We start from the raw sequence: 25129 nt of genomic DNA on the forward strand, positions 1-25129 counted from the left end.
GTCCAGGTCGTTCGTACAGTGGCGCGCTCCACCTGGACGCCCGGCGCCGCGCCCGCTCCACGGTGTGTGGGTCGACGGCGGACGGGATGGGAGCTGGGGATGGTGGTGGGTCGAGGAGGTGAGGAAAGCGACTTCTTCTCGCTCGACCGAACCAGCCAGTTGGACTTCCCACAAAGTGATTTTGGTCAGGCTGCTTTTCCGCCGATCAGACCCAGAAGTGCGCCGAATCCGGATTTCACTGTCCAGTTGCACAATTCAAGGACGTCCTTCGTTCCCTCGCTTGGGTGATCTTGCAGGACAGCCAGCGGAATGTACGCTGCCAGAGCTAGCATGGTCACCACGAGAATTCACCAGAAAGGCGTACTTAAACACCGGAGTAACAGTCTTAGCCGACACTTCTAGAGCGTCAATTTGAGGCATCGAAACGCTATTCATGGCGCTACGCCCTTCCGGTGGTGCCACCCCTATCGCTAGCCGATGCGTCAGTGCCGCGATTTTCCACTTCTTTCACGACTGCTTCGCGGACCTGACCTACTGTCGGCTTGTGGTTGAAATCTACAGATTTGGCACCATCAGGCGTCTGAATGATGAGAGTGTGCCTATTTGGTCGGCCGAATATTGAGGAAAGGATCTCCCTGACCGTGTCCATCTCATAACCTCTGAAATAAAGACAGTCACTCCTTTCCTAACCTAGCTCCGGCTGGCAAACTCCGCACCTTGGCGTCGCAGGGGGTCACCCCCACCGGGGCCCTGCGGAGCAGCAGCCAGGCCCGCAACTCCAGCAGTCGCCCGCGTCCGGTGGCATCCCTCCGGGGCCCTGAAGTGGCCGTGCGGCGAGGCATACGCACGCCTGGTCTGTCGACGCACCCGCAGCCGTGGCTGACTGTCGTCGGCTGAGGCACAGACGCCCCACTGGGTTGGTGGTCATGGCGGTTTGCTGTGGGGTGACGTCCGATCCGACCGCTGGAGGTGTGGCGGCCGAGCCTGTCCGTGTGCGCAGACTGGCCGACCAGGATGGGCAGAAGCTGCAGCAGATCGTGCGCTCATCTGCATGGCGCAAGGTGAGAGGCGTCGAGTTGCCCAATTCAGCTAGAGCATTAACCATGATGTTGACATCGATTTCTCGTCGCACCGAGACGACGGGGAATATCCGATCTGCCGAATCTGAAGGAGAGCGCATGTCTCCCATTTTTGCCACTGCGCGGCTTACAGATGGCCGAGCGCAAGTCTGGTTCGCGAGCAACGGGCACCTGTTCACGAATTGGGCAAAAGGGCTCGCACCTACGGATGACTGGTCAGGGTGGTCGCGGTTCCAGCAGCCGCCCGGAACCCTGCTGGCCATGGAGAGTGCCACCATTGGAGACGGCCGTCCCCAACTGTGGGCCGTGACTGATCAAGGTCTTTTCGCTTGCTGGAAGGCAAGTAGCAGCCCGAAGGAGGCCAGCGCGCAGTGGACGAGCTGGGACAAGCTCCCGTCTCCACCCACTTCCTGACGAGCCGCTCAAATTTGACAGGGCGCGGGTGCCAGCCGTATTTCCGTCGGTATTGAGGCGACCGAGCCAAACGCCGTAGTCCAACAGCACGGCGAGAACTGAGATGACCTCGCCGCCGGCGGACCATTACCGTCAAACGGCAGTGACGGCAGTACTGACGGCAACGACGGCGGACGGCGGTGGTCATCGGCGGTCGGTCAGGGCGATGACACTAGCTGAGTGGAGTGCGCCGCAGGGCGGTGCCCGCGCCTTCTAAGCGCCGGGGCAAAACATCTGCGGCCATGCCGTGGCCAGATCGCTCCCTTGTGCCCCCTTCGCGTGCGTGTCACACAGTTCAGAGCGGGGTGGTCTGGCGGAGGGGGACGCTGCATGTCCATGTTGGGTGGGGGGCCGGTTGCGCCGTCGGTCTGGGCGATCGCGCGGTTCGGACAGCCGGCCGGCAGGCTCGCTGCGGCAGTTCCGGTGCAACTGGCCAAGGCGCACGCGAAGGCTCACGCCACGCATCTCACGGCCGGGCTGAAGAAGCGAAGTCCGTACGGGGTCACGCTCGCGGAGGCCGTGCGCGAGTACCTGGCGGACATGGCGCGGGAGCTGGGCGAGTCCGTGCGCGACGTACGCGGGTACGAGTACGCGGTGATCAATGAGTACGCCCTCTTCCCCTACAGGTACGCAGACAGGCCGAGGCCTCTGGATCGTGCTCGGCTGCCCTCCAACGCTTCCCCTACGCGCCGTCGACTGTTCTGGGCGCACGGGCCGCAGCCGCCAGAGGGGCTGTTCGAGCTCGACGACGACCTGACAACGGAGGAGTACCTCGAGCTGCACGAGGCGTTCGAGGAACTGGGGGCCTCGACCAAGCTCGTCTGCGTGTTCTTCACAGCCGACGTAGAGAGCGGCATCCACGTCATCCACTGGGGAGAGGCCCACCTCGAACCCGACCGCACCTTCACGTGGCCCCACAGCGAACAGCTCCCCGTCGCACCCGTCCCCCTGGAGTGATCACGAGACCGTTGCTGCCTGCTCATGGCGGGACGTGAGGCGGCGGATTCCTGGGACGTCTCTGGGCCGTCCAAGGCCCCCCGAGGCCGACCAACGGCGACCGACATTGACAGCCGAGCCATAGCCGCCAACAGCGAAAACCCAGGTCAGCGCCCCCTGCCCATACCCGTTTCCCCCCAGGGGTGGCGGTCAGGCAAGATGGGGTGTATCTGCCCACTCACTCTTTGCCGGACGGTTTCTCTTGGCTGAGTACATCTACACGATGCGCAAGACGCGCAAGGCGCACGGCGACAAGGTCATCCTCGATGACGTGACGCTGAGCTTCCTGCCCGGTGCGAAGATCGGTGTGGTCGGCCCGAACGGTGCCGGTAAGTCCACCGTCCTCAAGATCATGGCCGGTCTTGAGCAGCCGTCCAACGGTGACGCCTTCCTGTCGCCCGGCTACACCGTCGGCATGCTCCTCCAGGAGCCCCCGCTCGACGAGACCAAGACCGTCCTGCAGAACGTCCAGGACGGCGCCGCCGAGATCATGGGGAAGCTTCACCGCTTCAACGAGGTCGCCGAGCTCATGGCGACCGACTACTCGGACGCGCTCATGGAGGAGATGGGCAAGCTCCAGGAGGACCTGGACCACGCCAACGCCTGGGACCTGGACGCGCAGCTGGAGCAGGCCATGGACGCGCTGGGCTGCCCGCCCGGTGACTGGCCGGTCGTCAACCTCTCCGGTGGCGAGAAGCGCCGTGTCGCGCTCTGCAAGCTCCTCCTGGAGGCCCCCGACCTGCTGCTCCTCGACGAGCCCACCAACCACCTGGACGCCGAGTCCGTGCAGTGGCTGGAGCAGCACCTCGCCAAGTACCCCGGCACCGTCGTCGCCGTCACCCACGACCGGTACTTCCTCGACAACGTCGCCGAGTGGATCCTCGAGCTCGACCGCGGTCGCGCCCACCCCTACGAGGGCAACTACTCCACCTACCTCGACACCAAGGCCACCCGCCTCAAGGTCGAGGGTCAGAAGGACGCCAAGCGCGCGAAGCGTCTGAAGGAAGAACTCGAGTGGGTGCGGTCCAACGCCAAGGGGCGTCAGGCCAAGTCCAAGGCCCGTCTCGCTCGCTACGAGGAGATGGCCGCCGAGGCCGACAAGATGCGGAAGCTGGACTTCGAGGAGATCCAGATCCCGCCGGGCCCGCGCCTGGGCTCCATCGTCGTCGAGGTCGAGAAGCTCTCGAAGGCCTTCGGCGACAAGGTCCTCATCGACGACCTGTCCTTCACCCTGCCCCGTAACGGCATCGTCGGCGTGATCGGCCCGAACGGCGCCGGCAAGACCACGCTCTTCAAGATGCTGCAGGGCCTGGAGACCCCGGACTCCGGCTCCGTCAAGGTCGGCGAGACCGTCAAGATCAGTTACGTCGACCAGAGCCGCGCCAACATCGACCCCAAGAAGACGCTGTGGGCCGTCGTCTCGGACGAGCTGGACTACATCAACGTCGGCCACGTCGAGATGCCGTCCCGCGCGTACGTGTCCGCCTTCGGTTTCAAGGGCCCGGACCAGCAGAAGCCGGCCGGTGTCCTCTCCGGCGGTGAGCGCAACCGCCTCAACCTCGCGCTCACCCTCAAGCAGGGCGGCAACCTGCTGCTCCTCGACGAGCCGACCAACGACCTCGACGTCGAGACGCTCTCCTCCCTGGAGAACGCCCTGCTCGAGTTCCCGGGTGCGGCCGTGGTCATCTCCCACGACCGCTGGTTCCTGGACCGGGTCGCGACGCACATCCTCGCGTACGAGGGCGAGTCGAAGTGGTTCTGGTTCGAGGGCAACTTCGAGTCCTACGAGAAGAACAAGATCGAGCGTCTCGGCCCGGACGCGGCCCGTCCGCACCGCGCCACGTACAAGAAGCTGACCCGAGGCTGAGCGTGCGCCACATCTACAGCTGCCCCCTGCGCTGGTCGGACATGGACGCCTTCGGGCACGTCAACAACGTCGTCTTCCTGCGGTATCTGGAAGAGGCGCGGATCGACTTCATGTTCCGGCTGGCGCCGGGCGACGGTTCGCCGTCGTTCTCCGGCGGGTCCGTCGTGGCCCGGCACGAGATCGACTACGTACGACCGCTGGTGCACCGGCACAAGCCGGTCACCATCGAGTCGTGGGTCACGAAGATAGGCGCGGCGTCGCTGACGATCGCGTACGAGATCAAGGACCCGGAAGTGACGTACGTACGGGCCTCGACGATCGTCGTTCCCTTCGACCTGGACGCCCAGCGGCCGCGTCGCATCTCCGCCGAGGAGCGGTCGTTCCTCGAGGAGTACATGGACGACGGGATGACCGCCGCCGCATGATCGCGCCGCTGCACTTCGCCGACGCCCGGGAGGCGGCGGACCTCGCCGCCTTCCTGGCCCGGCTGATCCACTACGACCGTGCCGCCGCCGTACGCCTCCAGGCCGGGGGCGGCGCGCTCGCGGTGTTCGGACGGCCGCCGTCGTTCGAGGTTCTGGCGGTCCGTACGGCACGGCTCGTCGACGCCGTGGATCTGGACGTCACCGTCTCCGCCGGTGAACTCCTGGAGGGTGTCGAGGCGTCGGCCGGCAAGGCCGTCGTCCCCGACGCCGTCACCGGTCCGCCGTGGGCCGGCGTCCTGGCGCCGCGCGGCGGCTGGGAGCCGGTGGAGGGACTGCCGGTCGCGGCGCGGCTGCGCGGAGCGGTCGCGGCAGCGGTCGCCGAGTTCCGGTCACGGAACGAGGCGTTGCCGCCGGAGCGGCGGACACGGGCGGAGCGGGACCGGATCGGTCGCGAGATCTGGTCGCGGACGGTCGCGGAGAGTGGGCTTCCGCTGCGCGCGGTGCACGCGGCGCAGTCCCTGGGCTTCCTGCCGGGGGAGGCGGTGCCGGTGGCGCTGCTCGCCTCGGGGCCGTGGCTCCGGCTCCGTACGCCCTACGGCTCGATAGCGGTACGGACGGCCCCGTCGTCCCTCCCCTTCGCCCCCGCCTAGGAGACTGGCACCGGGCCCCGGGCGGACCGACCCCCTCGGGTTCACCCGGCCGCGTCGTCCGGCCACACCCCGATGTGGTCCTGCTCCAGCTCCAGCACCACGCGGTGCTCCATACCCAGGGACGCCGTGTACTCCGCCGGGAGTTGCAGCCGGCCCGCGCGGTCGAGCATCGCGTACTCGCGGGAGACCAGGGACTCCTGGCCCAGCGCGTCCACCTCCGTACGGCGCAGGACCTCCGAGGAGGTCCTGCCGTCGCGGATGGCGACCGTGCGGCGGACCTCGGAGGCCACGGCCTGGTCGTGCGTGACGATCACGATCGTCGTGCCCAGCTCCTCGTTGGCGCGGCGGAACGCCGCGAAGACCTGCTCGCCCGTCGCCGAGTCCAGCTCGCCCGTCGGCTCGTCGGCGAGCAGCACCGAGGGGTTGTTCGCCAGCGCGACCGCGATCGCGACCCGCTGCTGCTGTCCGCCGGACATCTGGCGCGGACGCCGGTCCCGGCAGTCCGCGACCTCCAGCATCGCGAGCAGCTCCTCCGCCCGCTCCGCCTTCCTGGCCCGGCTCGACCGCCCCCGCAACTGCATCGGCAGTGCCACGTTCTGCGCCGCCGTCAGATACGACAGCAGGTTGCGGGACGTCTGCTGCCAGACGAACCCCACCACGTCCCGCCGATAGCCGAGCCGCGCCTTCGCGTCCATGGCGAGCAGATCGCGTCCCGCGACCTTGGCCGCGCCCGCCGTCGGCACGTCCAGGCCCGCCAGGATGTTCATGAGCGTCGACTTGCCGCTGCCCGAGGCCCCCACCAGAGCCATCAGCTCGCCCTCCCGCACCAGGAGGTCGAGGCCCTGGAGCGCCTGCACCTCCACCCCGTCGGCGGTGAAGATCCGTACCAGCCGGTCGCAGGCGATCAGGGCGTCGTGCCCGTACGAGGGCCGGTCGCGGTGCGCCGTCGCCCGCTGTTCCAGCTCCGCCAGAGTGGTGTCGGTCGTCGTCATCGTGCGTCTCCTGCCCTGAGTTCCCTGATCGGTTCGACGCGCGCCGACCACCACGCCTGAAGGGCCGCCGCCACGCCCGCGAGCATCACCACGCCCACCGCCGGGAGCGCCAGCGACCAGCCGTCCACCCGCAGCGGGGCGCTGTCGAGCGAGGCGAGCCCGGGCGCCGCCGCGAGCGAGAGCCGGACGAGGTCCACCCCCGGGGCGAGCAGCAGGATCGTCGCCCAGCCCACGAGCATGCCGCCGACCGCCGCGAGCAGCGCCTGCGGCAGCGCTTCGAGGCCGAGGAGCCGCCGGCCCTGCCGCCTGGTCAGTCCCATCGTCCGCAACCGGGCGAGGAGCACGGTCCGTTCCGGCGCGGCCTGCAGCAGCGACAGCAGGACGGCGAGCACGGCGTAGCCCGCGCCCGCCCCGATCGCCGCCAGATAGATCCGCTCGGCGCCCGCCTGCATCGGCGAGTCCACGTACGCGGCCCGCTGCTCGGTCCGCAGCACCACGGAGAAGTCACGCGACGCCGCCGCGACCACTTCCCGCAGCGCGTCCCCCGACACCGACGGCCCGGAGGCCAGCAGCACGGTGTCGGCCCGATGGGTCAGGTCGGCCGCGTTCACCAGCAGGAAGTCCCGCTCGGGCAGGGCCGGCGTGGCGGACCGTACGCCCACGATCCGTACCCTGAACGAACCGGCCGCCGACGTGATGCCCATCGGTTCCGTGCCCAGCCGCGCGGCGACCGCGGGCGAGGCGATCGCCGGAAGGACCCGCTCCGAGTCGTCCTTCCCACCCGTGCCGGTGGACCTCAGCAGCTCGGCGCGGAACGGTCCGAGGCCGGTCCGCGTGGTGAGCCGGGCGTACGACTCCGGCTCCACGCCCACCAGGGGAGCGGACCGCAGCTCGGTCGCCGGGCCCGTCCCGGTGGTCGGCAGCGTCACGTTGTACTCGACCTGCACCGTGGCCACGTCCTCCACCCCCGCCGTCCCGCGCACCGCCCGCGCGAGCCCGTCCGGCAGCGGCACCGCGTCGGCGTCCCCCGTCACCCGGGCGTCCGCGCCCGTCTCCAGGAGCGCCGCCCGGTCCCGCGCGTCGGCCACCCCGGCGAGCACCGAGCCGCCGAACGCGGCCGTCGTCAGCGACACCAGGAGCGCGAGCAGCGGCAGCGCGCCTGTCGCCGAGGACCGCCCGGCGCGGGCGAGCGAGAGATGGCCGACCACCCCGCGCAGCCTGCGCGCCGGACGAGCGGCCCACCGCAGCGGCAGCGGATACAGCCGTACGAGGACGAGCGCGGCGATCAGCGCGACGAGCACCGGCGCCGAACTGACCAGATGGTCGCCGGAATCCTCCGTACCGCGTCGGCGCAGCGCCACCACCGCGCCGACGGCCAGGGCGAGGAGGGTGAGTTCGGCGACCGTACGGCCCCGGGAGGGGCGGGCGGCGATCAGATCCTCGCGTCCGCCGTGGGCGAGCGGCCTTCGGTGCAGGACCAGCGCGCGCAGCGGCAGCGCCAGGGTGGCCAGAAGCGCGACCGCGCCGGACGCGGCCAGAGCGGGGCCCCAGCGGCCCCCGGGGAGGGCGAGGGCCGCGAGCAGCAGACCGAGACCGGCGGCGGGCACGGCCAGGACCGCCGTCTCACCGAGGAGCCGGCCGCCGATCCCGGCGAGCGAGCCGCCGCGTGAGCGCAGCAGCGCCAGCTCGGCGGTGCGCCGGGCGGCGAACAGCCCGCCCGTCATGGCGAGCACGACCGCCGCCACCGCGCCGATGCCGAAGGCGGCGACCGCGACGACCGGCGCGATCGCCGTCCGCATGCCGCCGTAGGCCGTGACGACCTCGCCGAGACCGGTGGTGACCGTGCCGAAGGGGCCGATCACCTCCCGGGCCCTCGTCAGGTCGGGGCCTCCCGTGAGGGAGGCCACCGCCCGGCTCAGGCGCGGCTCGTCCTGCGCCGTGAGATGGCCGCCGACGGGCGCGAGCCGCCAGTACTGTTCGGGCTCGCCCAGGCTCTCCACGAGCAGGGGCCCGCCCTCGGGGGGCAGCAACAGCGCGGCCTGCCAGTAGTAGTGCGTCTCGGCGCCGGCCGGCCTCATCGCGTACGTGGGGGTCCGCAGAAGGGGCTCGACGGCCCAGTAGGCGCCCTGCGGACGCACCGGCTCCACGATGCCGGTGACGGTCACGGCGAGCGGCGCGGAGCCGTACCGGTTCGGCACATGGACCACCGAACCGACCTTCACCCGGAGGGACTTCGCCGTCTCTGCGGTGACGGCCGCCTCGCTGGTGAGCGCGTCCGTGTCCGCCTCCGCCGGCAGCCGGCCCTCCCGTACCTTCGTGTGCTCGGCCAGCGCCGAGGGCGTGGCGAGGACGAACTCCGGGGGCACTCCGTACGGCTGGGGAAGCCAGCGGTCGAGACCGACGACCCGCTTGGTGGTGCGCGCACCGTGCACCGACTCCGCCGGGTCGACGCGTAGCGGGGCGGGCAGCAGCCGCTCCAGCTCCGCCCGCTGCCGCACCGCGTCACCGGCGGTCGTGTCGGTCCCCTGCCCGTCCGGGAGGAAGTCGGGCCGCAGCAGCGGAGCCGTGAACTCCAGCACGGTGTTGCGCGGAGCCGCCCCGGCGATGTCGTGCCGCAGGCCCTCGGACTCGTACGTGTCGACGGACCGGGGGAGCGCGGCGGCGAGGAACGCGGTGACCAGGACGAGGAGCGCGAAGGCCCATGCCGTTCCCGGGGCGACCCGCAGCCGGGTCCGCACCCAGGGCGCCACGGCGCGGGCGGGCGTGCGGGGCATGGCGGCAGCCTTTCTGGCGGGCGGGGGAGAGGGGACCGGTGGGGTCGGCGCCACGCCGTCGGCGGGGGGCGGGCCGCCCGCGCGGCGCGTCACCGCTCCCCCTGATGCCGCAGGGTCACGGCCGGGTCGGTACGCCGTAGCGCGATCGCGGCGACGATCACCAGCGGCAGCGCGGCGACCCCGGCGAGCAGCAGGGCCACGTGCCCGGGCGGCAGTTGGACGAGGACGCGCGGGACGGGCTGCGACGCCTGACCGGTCAGCACGATCAGGGGGACGACGGCCCGGGTCAGCACGGTGCCGAGCGCCGCGCCCGCCAGCAGGCCGATGCCGACCAGCAGGCCCTGCTCGGCGGCGATCAGCCGGGCCAGTCGGCGGCGCGGGGCGCCCAGCGCCCGCAACACCCCGAACTCCGCGGACCGTTCACGCGTCGAGCCGGCCGCGCTCACCGCGAAACCGACCGCCGCGAGCGCCGCCGCGGCCACCGCGACCGCCATCAGCGCCGCGTTCGGGCCCGCGCCGAGCGGATCGCCGAGCAGTTCGGCCGCCGCCTCGTCCCGTACGAGCACCTGCGCCGGATCGGTGTCGGGCCGGGCGCGCACGGCCCGCGCCACGTCGTCGGCGCGGCCGGGCGAGGCGGTGAGCCACCACTCGGTGGGCTGGAGGGCCGCGGTGGGGTCGGCGGCGAGGAAACGGTTCGCCGCCTGCAGGTCGACCAGGAGCGCGCCCCCGTCGTCGGGCGTGGCGGAAGGGGCGGACACGGACACGGCCCCGCCTCCGGCGCCGGTGGTCGGCAGCTCCCGTACGGTGTCGACGATCGTCACGCTCAGGTGCACACTGCCGAGGGCGACCTCGACCCGGTCGCCCCGCCGCGCCCCGGCCGCCGCCAGGAACGCGTCCGTCGCCACGCCGCTCAGGGTCGCGGGCGGCGCGGTGCGCGGGGCGGTGATCCGCAGCCCGAAGTCCTTCTGCCCGGACGGCACCTGCGGCTCCGTCAGCCCGGTCGTGAACGCCACCTCGTACGGCGTCGTACCGGCGGACCGCCCGGCGGGCGCGGCCGGGTCGCGGGACTCGCCGTCACCGCTCTCCTGGTAGCCGGTGCGCCAGGAGACGAGGGAGCGGACGGCATCGACCGGTCGCTCGGAGCCGCCCTCCTGGCGGGAGAGGAGCCGCTCGACGGCGAAGGTCTGCGTCCCGTCCCGCCCGTCCGCGACCGTCCCGTCCAGCTCCACGCCCGTCAGTGTCAACGGGCCCACGGGCGCGGTCCGGGCATCCCCCGGACCGCCCAGGTCGAGGGTGAGCCGGTGCGACCGGCCGTCGGCGGGCAGCGGCCCGAGTAGCTGTCGGTACGGAACGCCGTACGGGTCCTCCACGACCACCGTCACCTGCGCCGGCGCCGCGTCGCGCGGCGCCGTGCGACGCAGGTCGAACGCCAGCCCCAGGCTGTCGACCGGCAGCACGATCCCCGGGCGCGGACCCGCCTTCGGGGTGAGTGCGGTGAGCAGCTCGCGGGCAGGGGATTCCGCGAGGTCCTCGCGGAGCAGGAAGCCGTCGGCCGCGTGCCGGGTGTCCAGGGCGAGGACGGTCGCGGTGCGGTTGCCCGCGAAGCTCGTCGTGGCGCGGTGCGCGGGGGCGACCGAGCGGACCCCCGGCAGGGCCGCGAACCGCCCGGCCCGGGACGGATCGGCGCCGCCGCCGCTCAGGACCCGCAGCTCCGTTCCCGTACGGAAGTCGGCCCGGTCCTCCTGCGAGCGGTCCCACGAGGCGCTCTGCCCGACGGCGAGCATGCCCATCGCGACGGCGAGGACGAGCAGCAGCACCGGACCCGCGCCGCGCAGCGGGCGACGGCTGAACTGCCAGCCCGCGAGCGCGACCGGGAGCCCGCGGCCGCTCGCGGCACGCCGCTCCGCGAGCCGGGCGGCGGGCGGCAGCAGCCGCAGGGTCAGGACGGTGCCCGCGAGCAGGGCGAGCGCGGGCGCGGCGACGAGCAGCGGATCGACGCCGAGCGAACCCCCGCGGTCGCCGCTGAGCGCACCCACGCCCGTGCCGCCGCCCCCGGAGCCACCGGTCTGCCGGTCGAGCTGCCAGTAGGCCACGGCCGCGACGACGAGCAGACCGATGTCGGCCCCGGCCCGTACGGGCGCGGGCAGCGCCGCCGCACGTCCCTTGCGCGGGGTGACGGTTCCGTCGTCCCCGGCGCCCAGCGCGGGGGCCACGACGGCGGCGGCGCAGCACACGGCGACGAGCGCCGCGACCAGCCACACCTGGCCGAGCGGGACGTCGCCGAGCCGTACGCCGAGCGCGTCGAGTGAGGCCCGGCCCGCGAGCAGCCGGGTCAGCGGCCCGGCGAGCAGCGGGGCGATCACGGCCGCCGGCAGGGCGAGCAGCAGCGCCTCCGCGGCGGCGAGCGCGGCGATCCGGCGCCGCGAACCACCGCGGGCCCGCAGCACCGCGGTCTCGACGGACCGCTCGGAGCTGAGCAGCCGGGCGACGAGCAGGAGGGCGTACGCGGCGAGCAGCACCAGCTGTACGGCGACGATCATCAGCGTGGACCGGGAGACCAGCAGGGACCGCTCGGTCCGCTCCAGGACGGTCGGCAGCGCGGTGTGCGCGCTGACGGCGCCGCCGAAGGGGGCCGTGTCGGCGATCAGAGCCTTCGGTCCGGCGGTCGCGGAGGCGTGCAGCGCGTCCATGCGGGCGGTGGTGACCCCGGTGAAGTCGGCGGCGGCCAGCCAGGCCGTCTCACCGGAGGTGACTCTCCCGGTGCGGAGCACGGCGGGGTCGACGAGCAGGGGGCCGTACGTCGTGAAGTCGACGGTCCTCACACCGCGCCCGCCCGCGTGGTCCAACTGCCAGTACAGATCGGTGAGATCGGCGGGTCGGTACACCCCGGTGACCCGGGCCCGCACCGGCTTCCCGCCGAACCGGTCGGCGAGGTCGAGCACGGTTCCCGGCCCGATCCGCAGCCGTCTGGCGGCCTCCTCGGGCACCGCCACATCGACCACGGCGCCCCGGGTGTCGCCCGGCCACCCGCCCCTGACGAGCGCGAGCCGCGAACGGTCGAGTGCCGCGAAGTGGGTGAGGTCGGGCTCGCCCAGGCGAGCGGCCGCACTCTGCAGGGTGCGGGGCAGCGCGTACGGACCGGAGCGTTCCAGCTTCCGTACGGTCACCGGCAGCCCGTCGAAGGTCCGGTCCGCCGCCTCGCGCGTGGCGGTGTCCGCGCTCTCCCGCTTGGCCGGCGGGACCTGCCCGGTCACCAGCAGCGCGGCGGCCGGCGCGGCCCGGCCTCGCAGCGTGCCCTGGAGGGCGGCGTCGCCGACGGAGCCGGAGAACGCGGCGAGGGTCGCGAGCACGGAGGTGGTCAGCAGGACGGCCAGGAGCGCCGCCGCGAGCAGCAACCGGTGCGCCCGCACACGCAGCAGTACGAACCCGGTCACGCATCCCCCCGAACCCCGCCGAACGTTCGTCCGATGCTTTCAGAGGGCACGTGCCGATGGAAACCGCTTGCATGAGGAACTTGACTGGATTGTGACCGTTATCCGGAGGTCACGCTCCGGAATGCGCTCCGGGGGGCATTCATTCCGCGGTGTTCACCATCGAGGCCGCCGCGTAGGTCAGGTACTTCCACAGCTGGCTCTCGTGCTCCGGCGCCAGGCCGAGTTCGTCCACGGCCGCGCGCATGTGCTTCAGCCAGGCGTCATGAGCCGCCCGGTCGACCGTGAACGGGGCGTGCCGCATCCGCAGCCGCGGGTGCCCGCGGTTGTCGCTGTACGTACGGGGGCCGCCCCAGTACTGGATCAGGAAGAGGACGAGGCGCTCCTCGGCCGGGCCGAGGTCCTCCTCGGGGTACATGGGGCGCAGCAGAGGGTCCTCCGCGACCCCCTGGTAGAAGCGGTGGACGAGACGCCGGAAGGTCTCCTCGCCACCCACCTGCTCGTAGAAGGTCTGCTCCTGAAGTGTGCCGCGCGGAATCTCCATCACCGTTCCATCGTCTCAGATGCCCCGACCGAGGTCCGGAGGCCTAGGACCACTCGCCTCCCCACCGCCCGCGCAGGACAGTGGAGGCATGGCCGCTCAGCGGGACGAGTTCGCCGAGGAGGGCGCGCGGGCGCGACGGGCGCTGGTGCGGGAGATCGAGGCGTACGGCGCGCTGGGCGATCCCGCCTGGCGCGCGGCGTTCTCGGACGTCCCCCGGCACCTCTTCGTCCCCTACTACTACGTCTCCGGGCTCGGCGGCTACGAACGCCTCTGGTCCGGCGACCCCGACCCGGCCCGGCGCGCCCGTTGGCTGCGCGGGGCCTACCGGGACGCACCACTGGCCACCCGGGTACGGGACGGAGAGCTGGTCACCTCCTCCAGCCAGCCCTCCCTGATGGCCGAGATGCTGGAGGCGCTGGACGTACGGGACGGTCACGACGTCCTGGAGATCGGCGCCGGCACCGGCTACAACGCCGCCCTGCTCAGCCACCGCCTCGGCGCGGATCACGTCACCACCGTCGACATCGACGAGGAGATCACCGAATCCGCCCGTGCCCATCTCGCCGCCGCCGGGCACCGGCCCGCGGTGATCACCGGCGACGGCGCCCGCGGCTGCAGCGGGCGCGCCCCCTTCGACCGGATCATCGCGACCTGCACACTGCCGTCGATCCCGTACACCTGGCTCGCGCAGTGCCGTCCGGACGCCGTCGTCGTCGCACCGCTCTCCACGGGGCTGCTCCGGCTCCGGGTCCGCGACGCGGCGCACGCCGAGGGGCGGTTCCTGGCCACGTCCGCGTACTTCGTCGCGCTGCGCGGTGGCAACGCCCGCTTCCCGCGCGGTCGGCCGATGGGGCTGCCCCGGCACGTGTTCGACGACGACCGCTTCCAGTTCCTGCGCACGCTGGTGGAGGCGACCCTCGACGCGCGCGAAGCGCTCGCGCTCTGGCAGCGCGAGAGGCAGCCGGAGCGGGAGCGCTTCGGGGTGACGGTGAGCGGGGGCCGGCAGTGGGCCTGGCTGGACACCCCCGAGGGGCCCTACTCCTGGCCACTGCCGAGCGGCTGAGCGGGATATCGGATCGTGGATCTTGGATCCGATATCCCGGATCCGTGGTCCGTGGTCCGTGATCCGTGGTCCGTGGTCCGTGGTCCAGGATCCGGTGTCCTGGATCGAAATCCGGCCTAGCCGCGTCTGATCGTGATCGTCGTCCAGGCGCCGACGTGTACCCGGTCGCCGTCCTGGAGCTGGACCGGCACGTAGGGCTGAATCGGTTCCTCCGCACCGTTGATCGTGGTGCCGTTGGTGGAGTTCTGGTCCACCACCGCCCACGAGCCGTCCGGCTGCTGCACCAGCACGGCGTGCTGGTGCGAGACGCCCGGGTCCTCCGGCGGCACCGACAGGTCGATGTCCGGGGACTCGCCGGTGGAGTGCCGACGGCGGCCGATGCTCACCTGGTTGCCCTGGAGCGGCAGGTGCTTCTCGGGGGAGTACGCGGGCAGGTTCAGGCCCGTGGCCTCCGGTCCGCTGCGCCGCATCATCGCCAGGAAGTACTCGCGGTCCGGCCCGATGTACGCCGACCAGCCCGCGGCCGACCGAGGCGGCTGGAACTGCTGCTGCTGCGGCGCCTGCGGCTGGTGCTGCTGCTGGTGCTGCGGGGGGCCTTGCGGCTGCGAGGGCGGCGGCAGCAGCCAGTCGTCACCGCCCCCACCGGCGGGGGGCGCCTGCCGCTGCGGCGCGGCCGGAGGCGCGGGCGGGCTCTGCTGCACGGGCGGTGCGCCCGGCGGCGGTGCCTGGAAGAAGGCCGGCGGAGCCGGCGGACCCTGCTGGAAACCCTGCGGCGGCTGGTGCTGCTGCGGCTCCTGCGGGCGCTGCGGTGGCGCCTGGTGGTGCGTGGGGTCGGCGGAGAGCGGCTCGGCCGGCCGGTTCATCTGCGAGGGGCGCGAGCCCTGATACTCGTACGGATCCGGCTGCTGGGGCTGCGGCGGCCGCGGCGGCGACTGGAAGCCCGGCGGCAGATTGAGGCCCGGCGGAGGGCTCTGCTGCGGCGAGGGCGGCGCGACCGGGGTGTAGGAGGTCGCGGTGTTGGTCAGGAAGTTCCAGCGGCACTCCTCGCAGAACGGGGCCATCGCCTCGCGCGGGGTGCGGCACTGCGGGCAGAGCTCCGCCTGGGCGGTCGCGTTCGGGTCGTAGCCACCGGGCGGGGGACCGGGGGGACCACCCGGACCACCGGGGCCACCCGGACCGGGGTAGCCGTACGCGGGCGGCGGCGGGGGAGGCGGCGGTACGGCACCCGCCGGCGCACCCGCTCCGGCCATGCGGTGGCCGCAGACCTCGCACCAGTCGTCGGAGACCGACTGGTGTCCGTTCGGGCAGGTCGGCATGTCGGCGCTTCCCTCTCTCGTCGTCCGGCCCGTGGCCGGGCTACTTCTTCACGCGAACGGTCTTGGTGGAGCGGGTCTCGAGAGTCATCTCGTCCGCATCCGCGACCTTCGCCTTCAAACGCACAGTACCTGTCGCCACGTCGACGACGTCCACCACCTTCGAAAGGAGTTTCGCAGTGTCCTCGTTGCCGGACGCCGCCGCCAACTGCACCGCGCGCCCCAGTTTCGCCGTCGCCCCGTCGTGGTCGCCGGACTTGCGGGCGTCCAGTCCCTGCTGGATGACCTGCGCCAACTCGGCCTGACCGGTGTAGTGCGCGACCTGGGGGTTGATCGACGTGGACATCGCCATGTCGTCCGTCCACACGGCGCGTACCAGGCCCTGGCCGAGCGTCTTCGGGGTGTCGCCCAGCGGGTCGGGGACGATCAGGGAGACCCGGGCGGCGAGCATCTCCTGGCCGATTCCGGCCTGGGGAACCCGTACGCACACGTGGTAGTCGCGGGACTCGTCGCCCCACGATCCGGTCGGGTAGTCCCCGGCCCGAGGAGTCGCCTCCGTACGGCGCGCGGTCAGCTCCTCGACGGTCGGCGCGACCTGCTTCACGAATCCGATCTCCACCCCGACCGGGGTCCACAGACGGAGGGCGACGTCCGCGACCTCCTTGCCCATGGCGTTCTCCATCATCGCCGTGAAGTCCGCCGTGAGGCCCTGCGGATCGGCCACGATGTCGGCCGTGCCGAGCAGCGCCGAGGCGATGCCGGTGACCTCCTTGACCTCCCAGTCCGTACCGACACCGCGCGCGTCACAGGTGAAGCGGCCCGCGCACGCGTCGAGCGCGGCGCGCAGGTCCTCGGGCGACTCGTGCTCGTTGCGCCCGTCGGTGAGCAGGATGCCGTGCCGGATCGACACCTCGGCGGAGCCGAGCAGCCGGTCCGCGAGGCGCAGCCAGGTGCCGACGGCCGTACCGCCGCCCGCGCTCAGCCGGCGCAGGGCGTCCTTCGCCTGGCCACGGGTCGCGGGTCCGGCGACGGCGAGCCGGCCGTCGCCCGGGTACACCTCCTTCGCCACGTGCGTGCCGGCGACGACGGCGAAGGAGGTGCCGTCGCGCAGGGCGTCGATGGCGGCGGCCGTGGCATCCCGGGCACCGCGCATCTTGGTCGGCGGGTAGTCCATCGAACCGGAGCAGTCGAGCATGATCACCACGCCCGCCCCCGTGCCCACGCCCGCCCCCGCCCCCGTGCCCACGCCCGTGCCCGCGTCGACGCTCGCCGTCGCACGGCCGCTCGTGCCGCCGCCGGTCGAGGTGACCGTGACGATGGCGTTGACCTCGCGGCCGCCCTCCGGCAGGAACTCGTTCTGGTACACGTCCACCGAGAACTGCGGCACGGTCGACTTGGAGAAGTTCGCCATGGGTTGAGGCTCCTCGACAGACAAACGTGAAGGATGGGAGGGACAGGGCGCCGACGACCGCTCAGGCCGATCCTGCCCCTTGCGGGGAGAGGGCGAACGGCAGGAGGGCCACTGTTACGTTGTCGTGGCCCCCGCCGTCCAGGGCGTGGCCGACGAGCACCTGGGCGCCGTGCAGCGGGCGCCCCGCGGCGTCCGCGGGGACGACCCGGGCCATCTCGTCGGCGGCCTCCGCGTAGTTCCAGAGCCCGTCGGTGCAGACCACGACCACCCCGGGGCGGTCGGGCTTGAACGCGGCGGTGTGCGGCTCCAGTTCGTACGCGTCGGCGCCGAGCCAGCCCGTGATGGCGTGGGCCCGCGCGTCGGCGTACGCCTCGGCCTCGTTCATCAGGCCCGTGGCGACCATCTGGGCGGCCCAGGAGTCGTCCTGGGTGAGCCGGGCGGGCGGGGAGGTGCGGTCGTCCGGCACCCAGTAGGCGCGACTGTCGCCGACCCAGCCGACGATCAGCAGTCCGTCGGCGACGACCGCGCCGACGATGGTGCAGGCCGGGGCGTTCTGGTGGCGGTGCTGGTCGTGCTCCATGCCGTCCTGGCCGGGCTGCTCGGCGAGGGAGTTGACCGCTTCGGAGGCGGCGACGATCGCCTCGTGCATGGCCTGCTGCGGATGGGTGCCGCGGGGCAGGGCGGAGAGCAGCGACTGCCCGGCCGCCCGGGCGGCGGCCGCGGAGGCCTCGTCGGGGCGGGTCGCGGAGGAGACGCCGTCGCAGACGATGGCCAGGGAGGCGGGGGAGCCGTCGGGCAGCGCGGTGGCCGAGACCGCGAACGCGTCCTCGTTGCGGTGGTGGCGCAGTCCGCGGTCGCTGACGGCGGCGACGGTGGAGAGCTCCTCCTCCATGTGGTCGCGTTCGCGTGGCTGGGCGTGCCCGCAGTTCTCGCAGTAACCGTCGGAGTCCACGGCTCCGGCACGGCAGGCGACGCACAGCCTGGTCCCGGTGGGCGGGGTGGCGAGCTGCGCGGCGGCGCGTGGGTCGGGCGCGGCGAGGGTGAAATCGCCCTCGGGTGTGGGGGAGCCGTGCGGCTCGGGGCTGCCTGCGGCCTCGGCGGCGAGCGCCGCGATCCCGCTGACGGGCGCGGGCGGTGCGGGAGCCACGGCGGGTGCCGGGGGCGAGGCGGGCGCGCCGGCGGGTGCCGCGGGCGGTGCGGGAGCCACGGCGGGTGCCGCGGGCGAGGCGGGCGCGCCGGCCGTCTCCGAGGCTCCGGCCCGGGGCGGACCGTCCGTGCGGACCGCCTGCGTCGGCAGGTCGCGGCCGCCCGAGTCCGTGCCCGGGAGGTCGCCCGGGTGCTGTGTGGCCGTCGAGAGCGAGCCCGGCTCGCGGGGCGGAGGCTCGGGCCAGTTCACCGGCGTCCCGATCGCGACCGTGGGCCGGTCCGGCTCCGGGGCCGCGGCCGGGACGGCCGCGAGGTCGTGACCGCACGCCCCGCAGAACCGGTCACCCGACTCCAGCGGCTCCGCGCAGCCGGGGCAGGCGGAGATTTCGTGCTGGGGCTTCTGGGACATACTCACACCCACGTCCGAGGGCGGAAACGGTTGGCCCGCTCCACCAGTTCGATCCTCTCCTCGCCCCGCTGAGCGAGCCGGGCGAGCACCCGGTACGAGCGTTCCAGGCCGAAGCGCAGTCCACGCTCGTTCAGTTCGCTGCCGAGCAGCCGCGCTCCGCCCGGAGCCGTTCCGGGACTCCCGGAGAGTACCCAGTCGAGCGCCGAGCCGAGGACCTCCGTCGACAGCGTCTCCCGGCGCACCGCGTCCAGACCGAGGTCCTGGAGCGCGGAGACCTGCGCCGCGGCCGCCGTGAGGTCCACGCCGAGCGGCTCGTGCGCCGCCCGCCGCCGCAGCCGCGCCCGAACGGCCGCCACCCGGGCCGCCGTGTAGTGGATGGACGCCTCCGGCACGGACTCCAGGGCCCGTACGGCTCCGGTGCGGTCGCCGGCCGCGAGGCACACCCGGGCGAGTCCGAACGCGGCGCTCACATAGCTGGGGTCGGTCGCCCACACCAGGCGGTAGTACTCGGCGGCGTTGTCCAGCTGGCCGAGCACCTCGGCGCAGATGCCCAGGGCCAGCTTGGGCGCGGGCTCACCGGGGAACGCGTCGTAGACCGCGTCGAAGGAGAGCGCCGCGTGCTCGTGGTCGCCGGTCACCAGGGAGGTCACCCCGCGGTACCAGACGACCCACCAGTCGTCCGGGTGCTCCTCCTCCAACGTGGCGAGCGCGCGCCCGGCGGAGCCGAGGTCGGCCATCTCCAGGAGGGCCCGCAGCTCGCGCAGCCGCAGTTCGAGGGAGGGCGCGGGCGCGGTGCCGAGGGCGCTGATCAGCTCGGCCGGGGCGGAGGCCATCAGGCCCGCGAGGAAACCGGCGTTGGGGTCCCCGGGGTCCACCCGTGGCACGGGCAGCGCGAGCGAGGCGGCCCGCCCGTCGAGCGCCGCGAGAAGCGCGCCGCTCTGCGCCTGCGCGGGCACCGTGCCGCCGGCCGGCGCGGGTAGCGGTGTGCCCTGGGCGGGGAGCGGCGGTGCGCCCGGCGCGGGTAGCGGTGCGCCCGGCGCGGGATGCGGCGCCTGAGTGACGGGCCGTGCCGCCGCCGTCCGGCCGCGGCCCCGCTCGCTGGCGCCCAGGAGGGAGACGTCCTCCGTCAGCTCCGCGAACAACACGGTGTCCGTGACCCGCAGTTCCGTGCCGAACAGGGTCGACAGGGCCGGGCGTGGACGGCCCGACTGGAGGGCGACGACCTCGCGCAGGACGCCCGTCAGCTGCTCCGCCATCTCCTGCGCGGAGGCGAAACGGCGGGCGGGGTCGGGGTCCGTCGCACGGACCAGGAGACGGTAGAACGACTCGTACGTCCGGAAGACCTCGATGTGCTCCGGGTCGGGCAGCGAGTCGACGAAGACGTTCGTGTATCCCTGGAAGTCGAAGGTCAGCACGGCGAGCGTGCGCGCCACGGTGTACAGGTCGCTCGCCACCGACGGGCCGACCTCGGCCACCTCCGGCGCCTGGTAGCCCACCGTGCCGTAGATTGCGGACTCGTCGTCGTCCATCCGCCGGACCGCGCCCATGTCGATGAGCTTGAGCTGGTCCTCGCTCTGGATCGCGTTGTCGACCTTGAAGTCGCAGTACAGCAGGTTCCGGCTGTGCAGGTGGCCGAGCGCCTCCAGGGCCTCGATCCCGTACGCGCAGGCCTGCTCGACCGGCAGCGGATCGCGCCGGCCGTCCGGCGTGCGGCGGTCGTTGGCGATCTCCTTGAGCGCCTTGCCGCCGACGTACTCCATGACGATGTAGCCGTCCAGGGAGCCGGTGCGCGCGTCGAGGTGTTCGACGAAGTTGTAGATCCGGACGATGTTGGAGTGCTCGATCTCGGCGAGGAAGCGGCGCTCGGAGATCGCCGCCGCCATCGCGTCCTGGTCGCCGGTGTCCAGCAGGCCCTTGAGGACCACCCAGCGGTCCGAGACCGCCCGGTCGACGGCGAGGTAGATCCAGCCGAGGCCGCCGTGGGCGAGGCAGCCCGCGACCTCGTACTGCCCGTGCACGACGTCCCCGCCGCGCAGCTTCGGTACGAAGGAGTACGGATGACCGCACTTGGTGCAGAAGCCCTCCGTGCGGCCCGGCCGGTCGCCGCGTGAACGGCCCACCGGGGCCCCGCAGTCCGAGCGCGAGCAGAATCGCTTCCGCTCGGGGACCTCGGGGTTCTCCATCACCGCGGCGCGCGGGTCGGGGCGCGGCACCTCGGGGATCGCGACCAGTCCGGCGCCCAGCCGGTTCCGGCCGGACTGCGCGGTCGACGAGCCCGAGCTGCGCACCGACACCGAACGGCCGCTGCTCCCGCCCGACAGGGAACGCGACAGGCGCCCCGAGACCGAACGGCGGGACGTGGACGAGCGGGAGGAGCGCGTGGAGCCGCGGGAGGAGGAGCGCGAACTCGACCGGGACGAGCCCGACCCCTTGCCGGGCACGGCTATCCCGGTCGGGTTGGCCTGGAGCATCCCTTCCCCGAGCTCTCGGCTTCGCTCGATCAGGGGAGACCCCATGGCGGCGACGACCGGAGCGAGTCCGCAGGTGTCGCAGTACAGCTCGCCGCCGCCCATGTCCTCGTACGATCCCTCGCACGAGGGACGCTGACAGGTGCTCACCACTGACTCCCCCTGGCGTCTCTCGGTCCGGACAGGACCTCCGCGGCGGCCTGCTGGTAGCGCAGGACCGCCTGCTCGGCGACGCGCAGGTCGCAGGGCGCGCTCCACAGCATCCGGCGCGCCGCGTCGTACCGCTCGACCAGCAGCGGATCCTCCGCCGCGCCGAGCCGGGCCACCTTCGCCTTGTACGCGTCGAGCCGGCCGCGCAGCTCGGCGCGGACCGCGAGCGGCGCGGTGACGGCGGTCAAGGACGCGCGGGCGCGCTGCAGTTCGTCCTCGGCCTCCTGCTCCAGCGACTCCAGGAGCGGCGAGAGCCGGTGCCACTGGGCGTGTCGGCGGTACTCGGCGGCCGTCGAGAGACGTTCCTGGAGGACCGTCGGAGGGCCGCTGACCGCAGGTACCTCGGAGGCGGCGATCTTGGCGAGGACCTCGCCGCGCGCCACCCGTGCCTCGGCGAGCGTCCGGTCGGCGCGCGAGAGGACGTCCCGCAGCCTCAGCAGCCGGTCCTCGGAGTCCTGCCGGACCGCGAGGACCGCCTCGATCTCCCGCCGGATGTCCTCCAGGGCGCGGGCCGCCCGGTCGTACCGCTCGGTGTCGGGCCGTCCGCCGCCCGGCGCCGAACTCCCCGCGGCGGGGCGCCAGAAGGCCAGCGGGTCGGTGACGACCTGGGAGCGCAGCGCGCTCAGCTCGGCCGTGATCGCCTCCAGCTCGTCCCCGGCCGGATGCTCCCCGGGGCGCACCCCGACGGAGTGCGCGAGCGAGCGGGTCCGCCCCAGCTCGGCGGCGAGGAGGTCTATCCGCGCCGGCAGCGCGGACCAGACGGCGTCGGCGGTCACGACCATGTCGAGCGAGGAGGCGTACAGCTCGTTCATCCGGGCGACCAGCCGCTCCAGCGTGAACCGCTCGGAGAGCCGGGCGGAGCCGGTGAGCGACGCGGCGGCCGGCTGCTGCGCGCCGCCCGCGACGAGCACGCTCTCGCCGCGCAGCCGCTCGGTCAGCTCCACCAGGTCTTCGCGACTGGCCCAGCGCCGGCGTGCCCGCAGTTCACGGGCGCCGTTCAGGGCGTCCGTGTACGCGTCGAAGTACGTCCAGAGCACGGTGATCGTCCGCTCGGTGGAGTGCCAGCGGTCCCGGGTGGTCCCGGTCAGCTCGGCGCCTTCGAGCAGCCTGCGGCCCGCGTGGTCCTGGAGCGCCAGCAGCGAGTCCTCGATCGCCTTGTGCTCCGCGCCGAGCCGCGCCAGCGCACGGTCCACCTCGTCCCGGTCCATCACCGGCCCTGGGGTGCCCGCGACGCCCATCGATCACCTCTCGCTCTACTTGTACATGGGTGCGGGCGGCCCGGATATCCCGGGCAGGTCCGCCTTCAGCCACTTGTCGTACGCCGCGGTCCAGGCGCCCTGGCGGTACTGCACGAGGACGTGGTTGACCCGGCGGACGAGGTCGTCGTTGCCGAGCTTGGCGGCGACTCCGTAGTACTCGGTGGTGAACGGTCTGCCCTTGAGCTCGACGGCCGGGTCCTGCGCGGCCTGTCCCGCCGCCAGCGCGTTGTCGGTGACGACCGCGTCGACCTCGCCCATCTGGAGCCGGACCAGGCAGTCCAGCTGGTTCGGGACGGTGTACCGGTCCCTGTCGCTCCCGGTGCCGTCCCCCTCGTCCTTGAACGTGGCTCCGAAGGAGTTGTCCACCAGGGCCTCGTAGGCCGTGGAGCCCTCCGCCGTGCAGACCCGCTTGCCGCTGAGCGAGGAGTCGTACCCGGTGATGTCGGTCGAGTCCTTGGGCGCCAGGACCTGCTGACCGGCCTGGAAGTAGGCCGTGGAGAAGGCCACCTGCTCGATCCGCTTGCAGTTGATCGTCATCGTGCGGACGACGAGGTCGACCTTCCCGCTGTCCAGGGCCGCGATCCGCTGGTTGGTGGGGATCGTGCGGAAGATGATCGCGTCCTCGCTGCCCAGCAGGTCCTTGGCGATCGCCCTGGCCAGCGCGATGTCGAACCCTTCCAGCTCCCTGGTCTCGGGGTTGAAGTACCCCCAGTTGAAGCTGTTCTGGTCGACGCCGACGACGAGCTTGCCGCGCGCCTTGATCGCCTCCACGGCCGGGCCGTCGGCGGTGGACGGGGTGAGCGAGGCCTCGGGGTTCCGGCAGGTGTCCGCGTTGACCTGCACGCCGGCCCCGACCCCCGGGCCGGTCGCCACGGGGGAGACGGGGGCGCCGTTCGCGCTGCGGGTCAGTGGCAGCAGGGTCAGTGACGCCGTCAGCCCGCAGGCCACCGCCATCGCCCCCACACCGCCCCAGCCGCGCAGCCGCGCCAGGGGGCGCCCGCCGAGGAGCCGGGCCGGTCCGCGCTTCCTTGCGCCGTCGACGCCGTTCCGCATCCCGCCCCCTCTCACCGGTACTCCGAAAGCCTGCGGTTGACGCCCGTCACGGCACCCGCCGCGCCCAGGACCCCGAGCGCGGCAGCGCCCAGCGGGAGGGCGCTGAGCGCGTCCCGACCGCCCTCGGCGGCCTGGGTGAACTCGCTCTGCTCGTGGCCCAGGGCCCGCTTCAGGGCCGCGTCGACCTGGTCGAAGGACTGTCCCGTGGAGGCGCCCGGTCCGACGACACCGGTCCGCGCACCCTCGTAGTCGCCCGCGTCGTCCTTGTCCCTGGCGTCCTTGTGGCGCTCGCGCCAGTCGGCCGTACGCTCCACGGCGACGCTCAGCGGGTCGCGACCGGCGTCGTCGTCGGCCAGCTCACGCGCCTCGGCGAGCGCGCCGGTCAGCGACTTCATGCTGGTCGTGTAGTCCGTCTCGTACTTGTCGCTCCTGCCGTCGGCGGTGAGGACCGCGCCCCGGGCGACCAGCGTCAGGTTCTCGTTGGCCCGCGCCTTGAGGGAGCTGATCCGGGCGGCGTTGAGGACCTGGAGCGAGCTCTGCCCGTGCTCACGGGCGTCGTCGAGCCCGGCGCGGGCGACGGTGTGCGCGGCGGCGAGCCAGAGGAGCACGATCACGGAGGCGGCGGTCGCGGCGAGCAGCCCCTGGTTGAAGACCCGGTTGGTCCGCACGTAGGTACGGCGCTGGGCCCAGACGAGGACGGCGAGGGCGGCGAGGCCGAGGGCGAGGGAGAGCAACGGCCAGTCCCGGGCGTCCTCGTCGTCCCGCTTGAGCCGCTCGGTCTCCGCCTCGTACAGCCGCTCGGCGGCGGGCAGCAGCTGTGTGGACATCAGCTGGTTCGCGTACCGCAGATAGGCGCCGCCGAGCGGCAGGCCCTGCCGGTTGGCGGCCCGGGCCCGCTCGATCAGACCGGTGTAGCGGGGGAGTTGTTCGTTGAGCGTGGTGATCTCGCGGGCGGACTGCGACGAGCCGCCGGTGCTCGCCGCCGCCTTGACCAGCAGGCGGGACGCGGTGGTGATGTCGTCGGCGTACCGCTTCTGGAGGTCGGCGGGGTCCCGCTCCTTGGACAGGAAGGCGCTGGCCGCGGCCGTGTCGGCGTCGGCGAGGGAGCGGTAGATGTCCGCGGCGTCGGCGCTCAGCGGCTGGCTGCGGCTCACCACGTCCTCGGCCGAGCCGGCCCGGTCGGAGACCTCGAACGCGGTCACGGCTCCGAACGCGACGACGAGCAGGGCCAGGACGGCGCCGAGGATCTGGAGGCGGCCCGGCTCGGTCGTGGCCGCGCGGCGCAGCCGAACCCGGACCTCGTCCCACGGTGCGCGCCCGGTGGGCGGCCCGGCCGGCGAGGGGACGACGGAGGAGGCGGACACGGCCGCACCGGACGGCGCCGACGCCTGCGCGGGCACACCCGGAACCGGGTGGGCGGGCACGCTGCCCGGCGCCGAGGCGGCGGGCGCATTCGGCGGGTGTGTCAACGTGGCCTCCCCCTCGGTCCGACGCTCCCGGCCAGCAGTATGGCCTCAGGGGCCCCACCCGCACACCAGGATTGACTGGATCTTGTTCTTATCGTGCCCCATGTCGCGCCGGCCCCG

16 protein-coding genes are annotated in these 25129 nt (G+C 72.9%); 5 read left to right on the forward strand and 11 right to left on the reverse strand.

Going from position 1 to position 25129, the window contains the following annotated elements; translation table 11 throughout:
* Positions 1-1862 precede the first annotated feature (1862 nt).
* From ACFUJR_RS26755 to ACFUJR_RS26770, 4 genes are all read left to right on the forward strand, one after another.
* Positions 1863-2489, forward strand: a complete 627-nt coding sequence (locus ACFUJR_RS26755) for a hypothetical protein (protein WP_383169690.1) — start codon at positions 1863-1865, stop codon at positions 2487-2489.
* A 241-nt stretch (positions 2490-2730) separates the two neighbouring features.
* Complete coding sequence (gene ettA, locus ACFUJR_RS26760; protein WP_383169691.1) at positions 2731-4395, forward strand: energy-dependent translational throttle protein EttA; 1665 nt, start codon at positions 2731-2733, stop codon at positions 4393-4395.
* Between the two features lie 2 nt (positions 4396-4397).
* The gene (locus tag ACFUJR_RS26765) at positions 4398-4820 is read left to right on the forward strand and encodes an acyl-CoA thioesterase (RefSeq protein ID WP_383169693.1); all 423 of its coding nucleotides are present in this window, start codon (positions 4398-4400) and stop codon (positions 4818-4820) included.
* Positions 4817-5470 (forward strand): hypothetical protein, encoded by a 654-nt coding sequence (locus ACFUJR_RS26770; protein WP_383450791.1) that lies wholly within the window; start codon positions 4817-4819, stop codon positions 5468-5470. Before ACFUJR_RS26765 ends, ACFUJR_RS26770 begins: the two co-directional genes overlap by 4 nt.
* 41 nt (positions 5471-5511) lie before the next feature.
* Here ACFUJR_RS26770 and ACFUJR_RS26775 read toward each other — a convergent pair whose 3' ends face one another.
* The 4 genes from ACFUJR_RS26775 to ACFUJR_RS26790 all read right to left on the reverse strand — a co-directional run bounded on the left by ACFUJR_RS26775 (position 5512) and on the right by ACFUJR_RS26790 (position 13214).
* Positions 5512-6462, reverse strand: coding sequence for an ABC transporter ATP-binding protein (locus ACFUJR_RS26775; protein WP_383169696.1), 951 nt, complete (start codon positions 6460-6462; stop codon positions 5512-5514).
* Positions 6459-9236 carry an FtsX-like permease family protein gene (locus tag ACFUJR_RS26780; RefSeq protein ID WP_383169698.1) on the reverse strand — a complete coding sequence of 926 codons (2778 nt, stop codon included), beginning with the start codon at positions 9234-9236 and terminating at the stop codon, positions 6459-6461. Before ACFUJR_RS26780 ends, ACFUJR_RS26775 begins: the two co-directional genes overlap by 4 nt.
* A gap of 89 nt (positions 9237-9325) precedes the next feature.
* Complete coding sequence (locus tag ACFUJR_RS26785; protein WP_383169700.1) at positions 9326-12670, reverse strand: FtsX-like permease family protein; 3345 nt, start codon at positions 12668-12670, stop codon at positions 9326-9328.
* A gap of 139 nt (positions 12671-12809) precedes the next feature.
* Positions 12810-13214, reverse strand: a complete 405-nt coding sequence (locus ACFUJR_RS26790; RefSeq protein ID WP_383169702.1) for a globin — start codon at positions 13212-13214, stop codon at positions 12810-12812.
* Positions 13215-13299: 85 nt separating this feature from the next.
* Between ACFUJR_RS26790 and ACFUJR_RS26795 the strand changes: the two genes are divergently transcribed.
* Entirely contained in the window at positions 13300-14274 is a 975-nt protein-coding gene (locus ACFUJR_RS26795) for a methyltransferase domain-containing protein (RefSeq protein ID WP_383169703.1), read from the forward strand.
* A gap of 116 nt (positions 14275-14390) precedes the next feature.
* Here the strand turns inward: ACFUJR_RS26795 and ACFUJR_RS26800 are convergent, their stop codons facing one another.
* The 7 genes from ACFUJR_RS26800 to ACFUJR_RS26830 form a co-directional block, all read right to left on the reverse strand.
* On the reverse strand, positions 14391-15590 hold the full coding sequence (locus ACFUJR_RS26800; RefSeq protein ID WP_383169705.1) for an FHA domain-containing protein: 1200 nt from the start codon (positions 15588-15590) through the stop codon (positions 14391-14393).
* A gap of 40 nt (positions 15591-15630) precedes the next feature.
* A complete protein-coding gene (locus tag ACFUJR_RS26805) occupies positions 15631-16998 on the reverse strand; it encodes a VWA domain-containing protein (RefSeq protein ID WP_383169706.1) in 1368 nt (455 codons plus the stop codon).
* 61 nt (positions 16999-17059) lie between these two features.
* Positions 17060-18553 (reverse strand): PP2C family serine/threonine-protein phosphatase, encoded by a 1494-nt coding sequence (locus tag ACFUJR_RS26810; RefSeq protein ID WP_383450794.1) that lies wholly within the window; start codon positions 18551-18553, stop codon positions 17060-17062.
* A gap of 2 nt (positions 18554-18555) precedes the next feature.
* Complete coding sequence (locus ACFUJR_RS26815; RefSeq protein WP_383169740.1) at positions 18556-21126, reverse strand: tetratricopeptide repeat protein; 2571 nt, start codon at positions 21124-21126, stop codon at positions 18556-18558.
* A 41-nt stretch (positions 21127-21167) separates the two neighbouring features.
* Complete coding sequence (locus tag ACFUJR_RS26820; protein ID WP_383169709.1) at positions 21168-22469, reverse strand: hypothetical protein; 1302 nt, start codon at positions 22467-22469, stop codon at positions 21168-21170.
* Positions 22470-22484: 15 nt separating this feature from the next.
* Positions 22485-23543, reverse strand: a complete 1059-nt coding sequence (locus ACFUJR_RS26825; RefSeq protein ID WP_383169711.1) for a glutamate ABC transporter substrate-binding protein — start codon at positions 23541-23543, stop codon at positions 22485-22487.
* An 11-nt stretch (positions 23544-23554) separates the two neighbouring features.
* Complete coding sequence (locus tag ACFUJR_RS26830) at positions 23555-25012, reverse strand: hypothetical protein (RefSeq protein WP_383169713.1); 1458 nt, start codon at positions 25010-25012, stop codon at positions 23555-23557.
* Positions 25013-25129: the final 117 nt, after the last annotated feature.

Source organism: Streptomyces sp. NPDC057271 (assembly GCF_042668715.1).
Taxonomy (GTDB): Bacteria; Actinomycetota; Actinomycetes; order Streptomycetales; family Streptomycetaceae; genus Streptomyces.

Bases quoted from the DNA above. Each gene is read 5' to 3' on its own strand.
- ACFUJR_RS26780 (WP_383169698.1), bottom strand. From the start codon at position 9,236: ATGCCCCGCACGCCCGCCCGCGCCGTGGCGCCCTGGGTGCGGACCCGG.
- ACFUJR_RS26795 (WP_383169703.1), top strand. From the start codon at position 13,300: ATGGCCGCTCAGCGGGACGAGTTCGCCGAGGAGGGCGCGCGGGCGCGA.
- ACFUJR_RS26805 (WP_383169706.1), bottom strand. From the start codon at position 16,998: ATGGCGAACTTCTCCAAGTCGACCGTGCCGCAGTTCTCGGTGGACGTG.
- ACFUJR_RS26755 (WP_383169690.1), top strand. From the start codon at position 1,863: ATGTCCATGTTGGGTGGGGGGCCGGTTGCGCCGTCGGTCTGGGCGATC.
- ACFUJR_RS26800 (WP_383169705.1), bottom strand. From the start codon at position 15,590: ATGCCGACCTGCCCGAACGGACACCAGTCGGTCTCCGACGACTGGTGC.
- ACFUJR_RS26815 (WP_383169740.1), bottom strand. From the start codon at position 21,126: ATGGGCGGCGGCGAGCTGTACTGCGACACCTGCGGACTCGCTCCGGTC.
- ACFUJR_RS26770 (WP_383450791.1), top strand. From the start codon at position 4,817: ATGATCGCGCCGCTGCACTTCGCCGACGCCCGGGAGGCGGCGGACCTC.
- ACFUJR_RS26825 (WP_383169711.1), bottom strand. From the start codon at position 23,543: ATGCGGAACGGCGTCGACGGCGCAAGGAAGCGCGGACCGGCCCGGCTC.
- ACFUJR_RS26810 (WP_383450794.1), bottom strand. From the start codon at position 18,553: ATGTCCCAGAAGCCCCAGCACGAAATCTCCGCCTGCCCCGGCTGCGCG.
- ACFUJR_RS26775 (WP_383169696.1), bottom strand. From the start codon at position 6,462: ATGACGACGACCGACACCACTCTGGCGGAGCTGGAACAGCGGGCGACG.
- ACFUJR_RS26820 (WP_383169709.1), bottom strand. From the start codon at position 22,469: ATGGGCGTCGCGGGCACCCCAGGGCCGGTGATGGACCGGGACGAGGTG.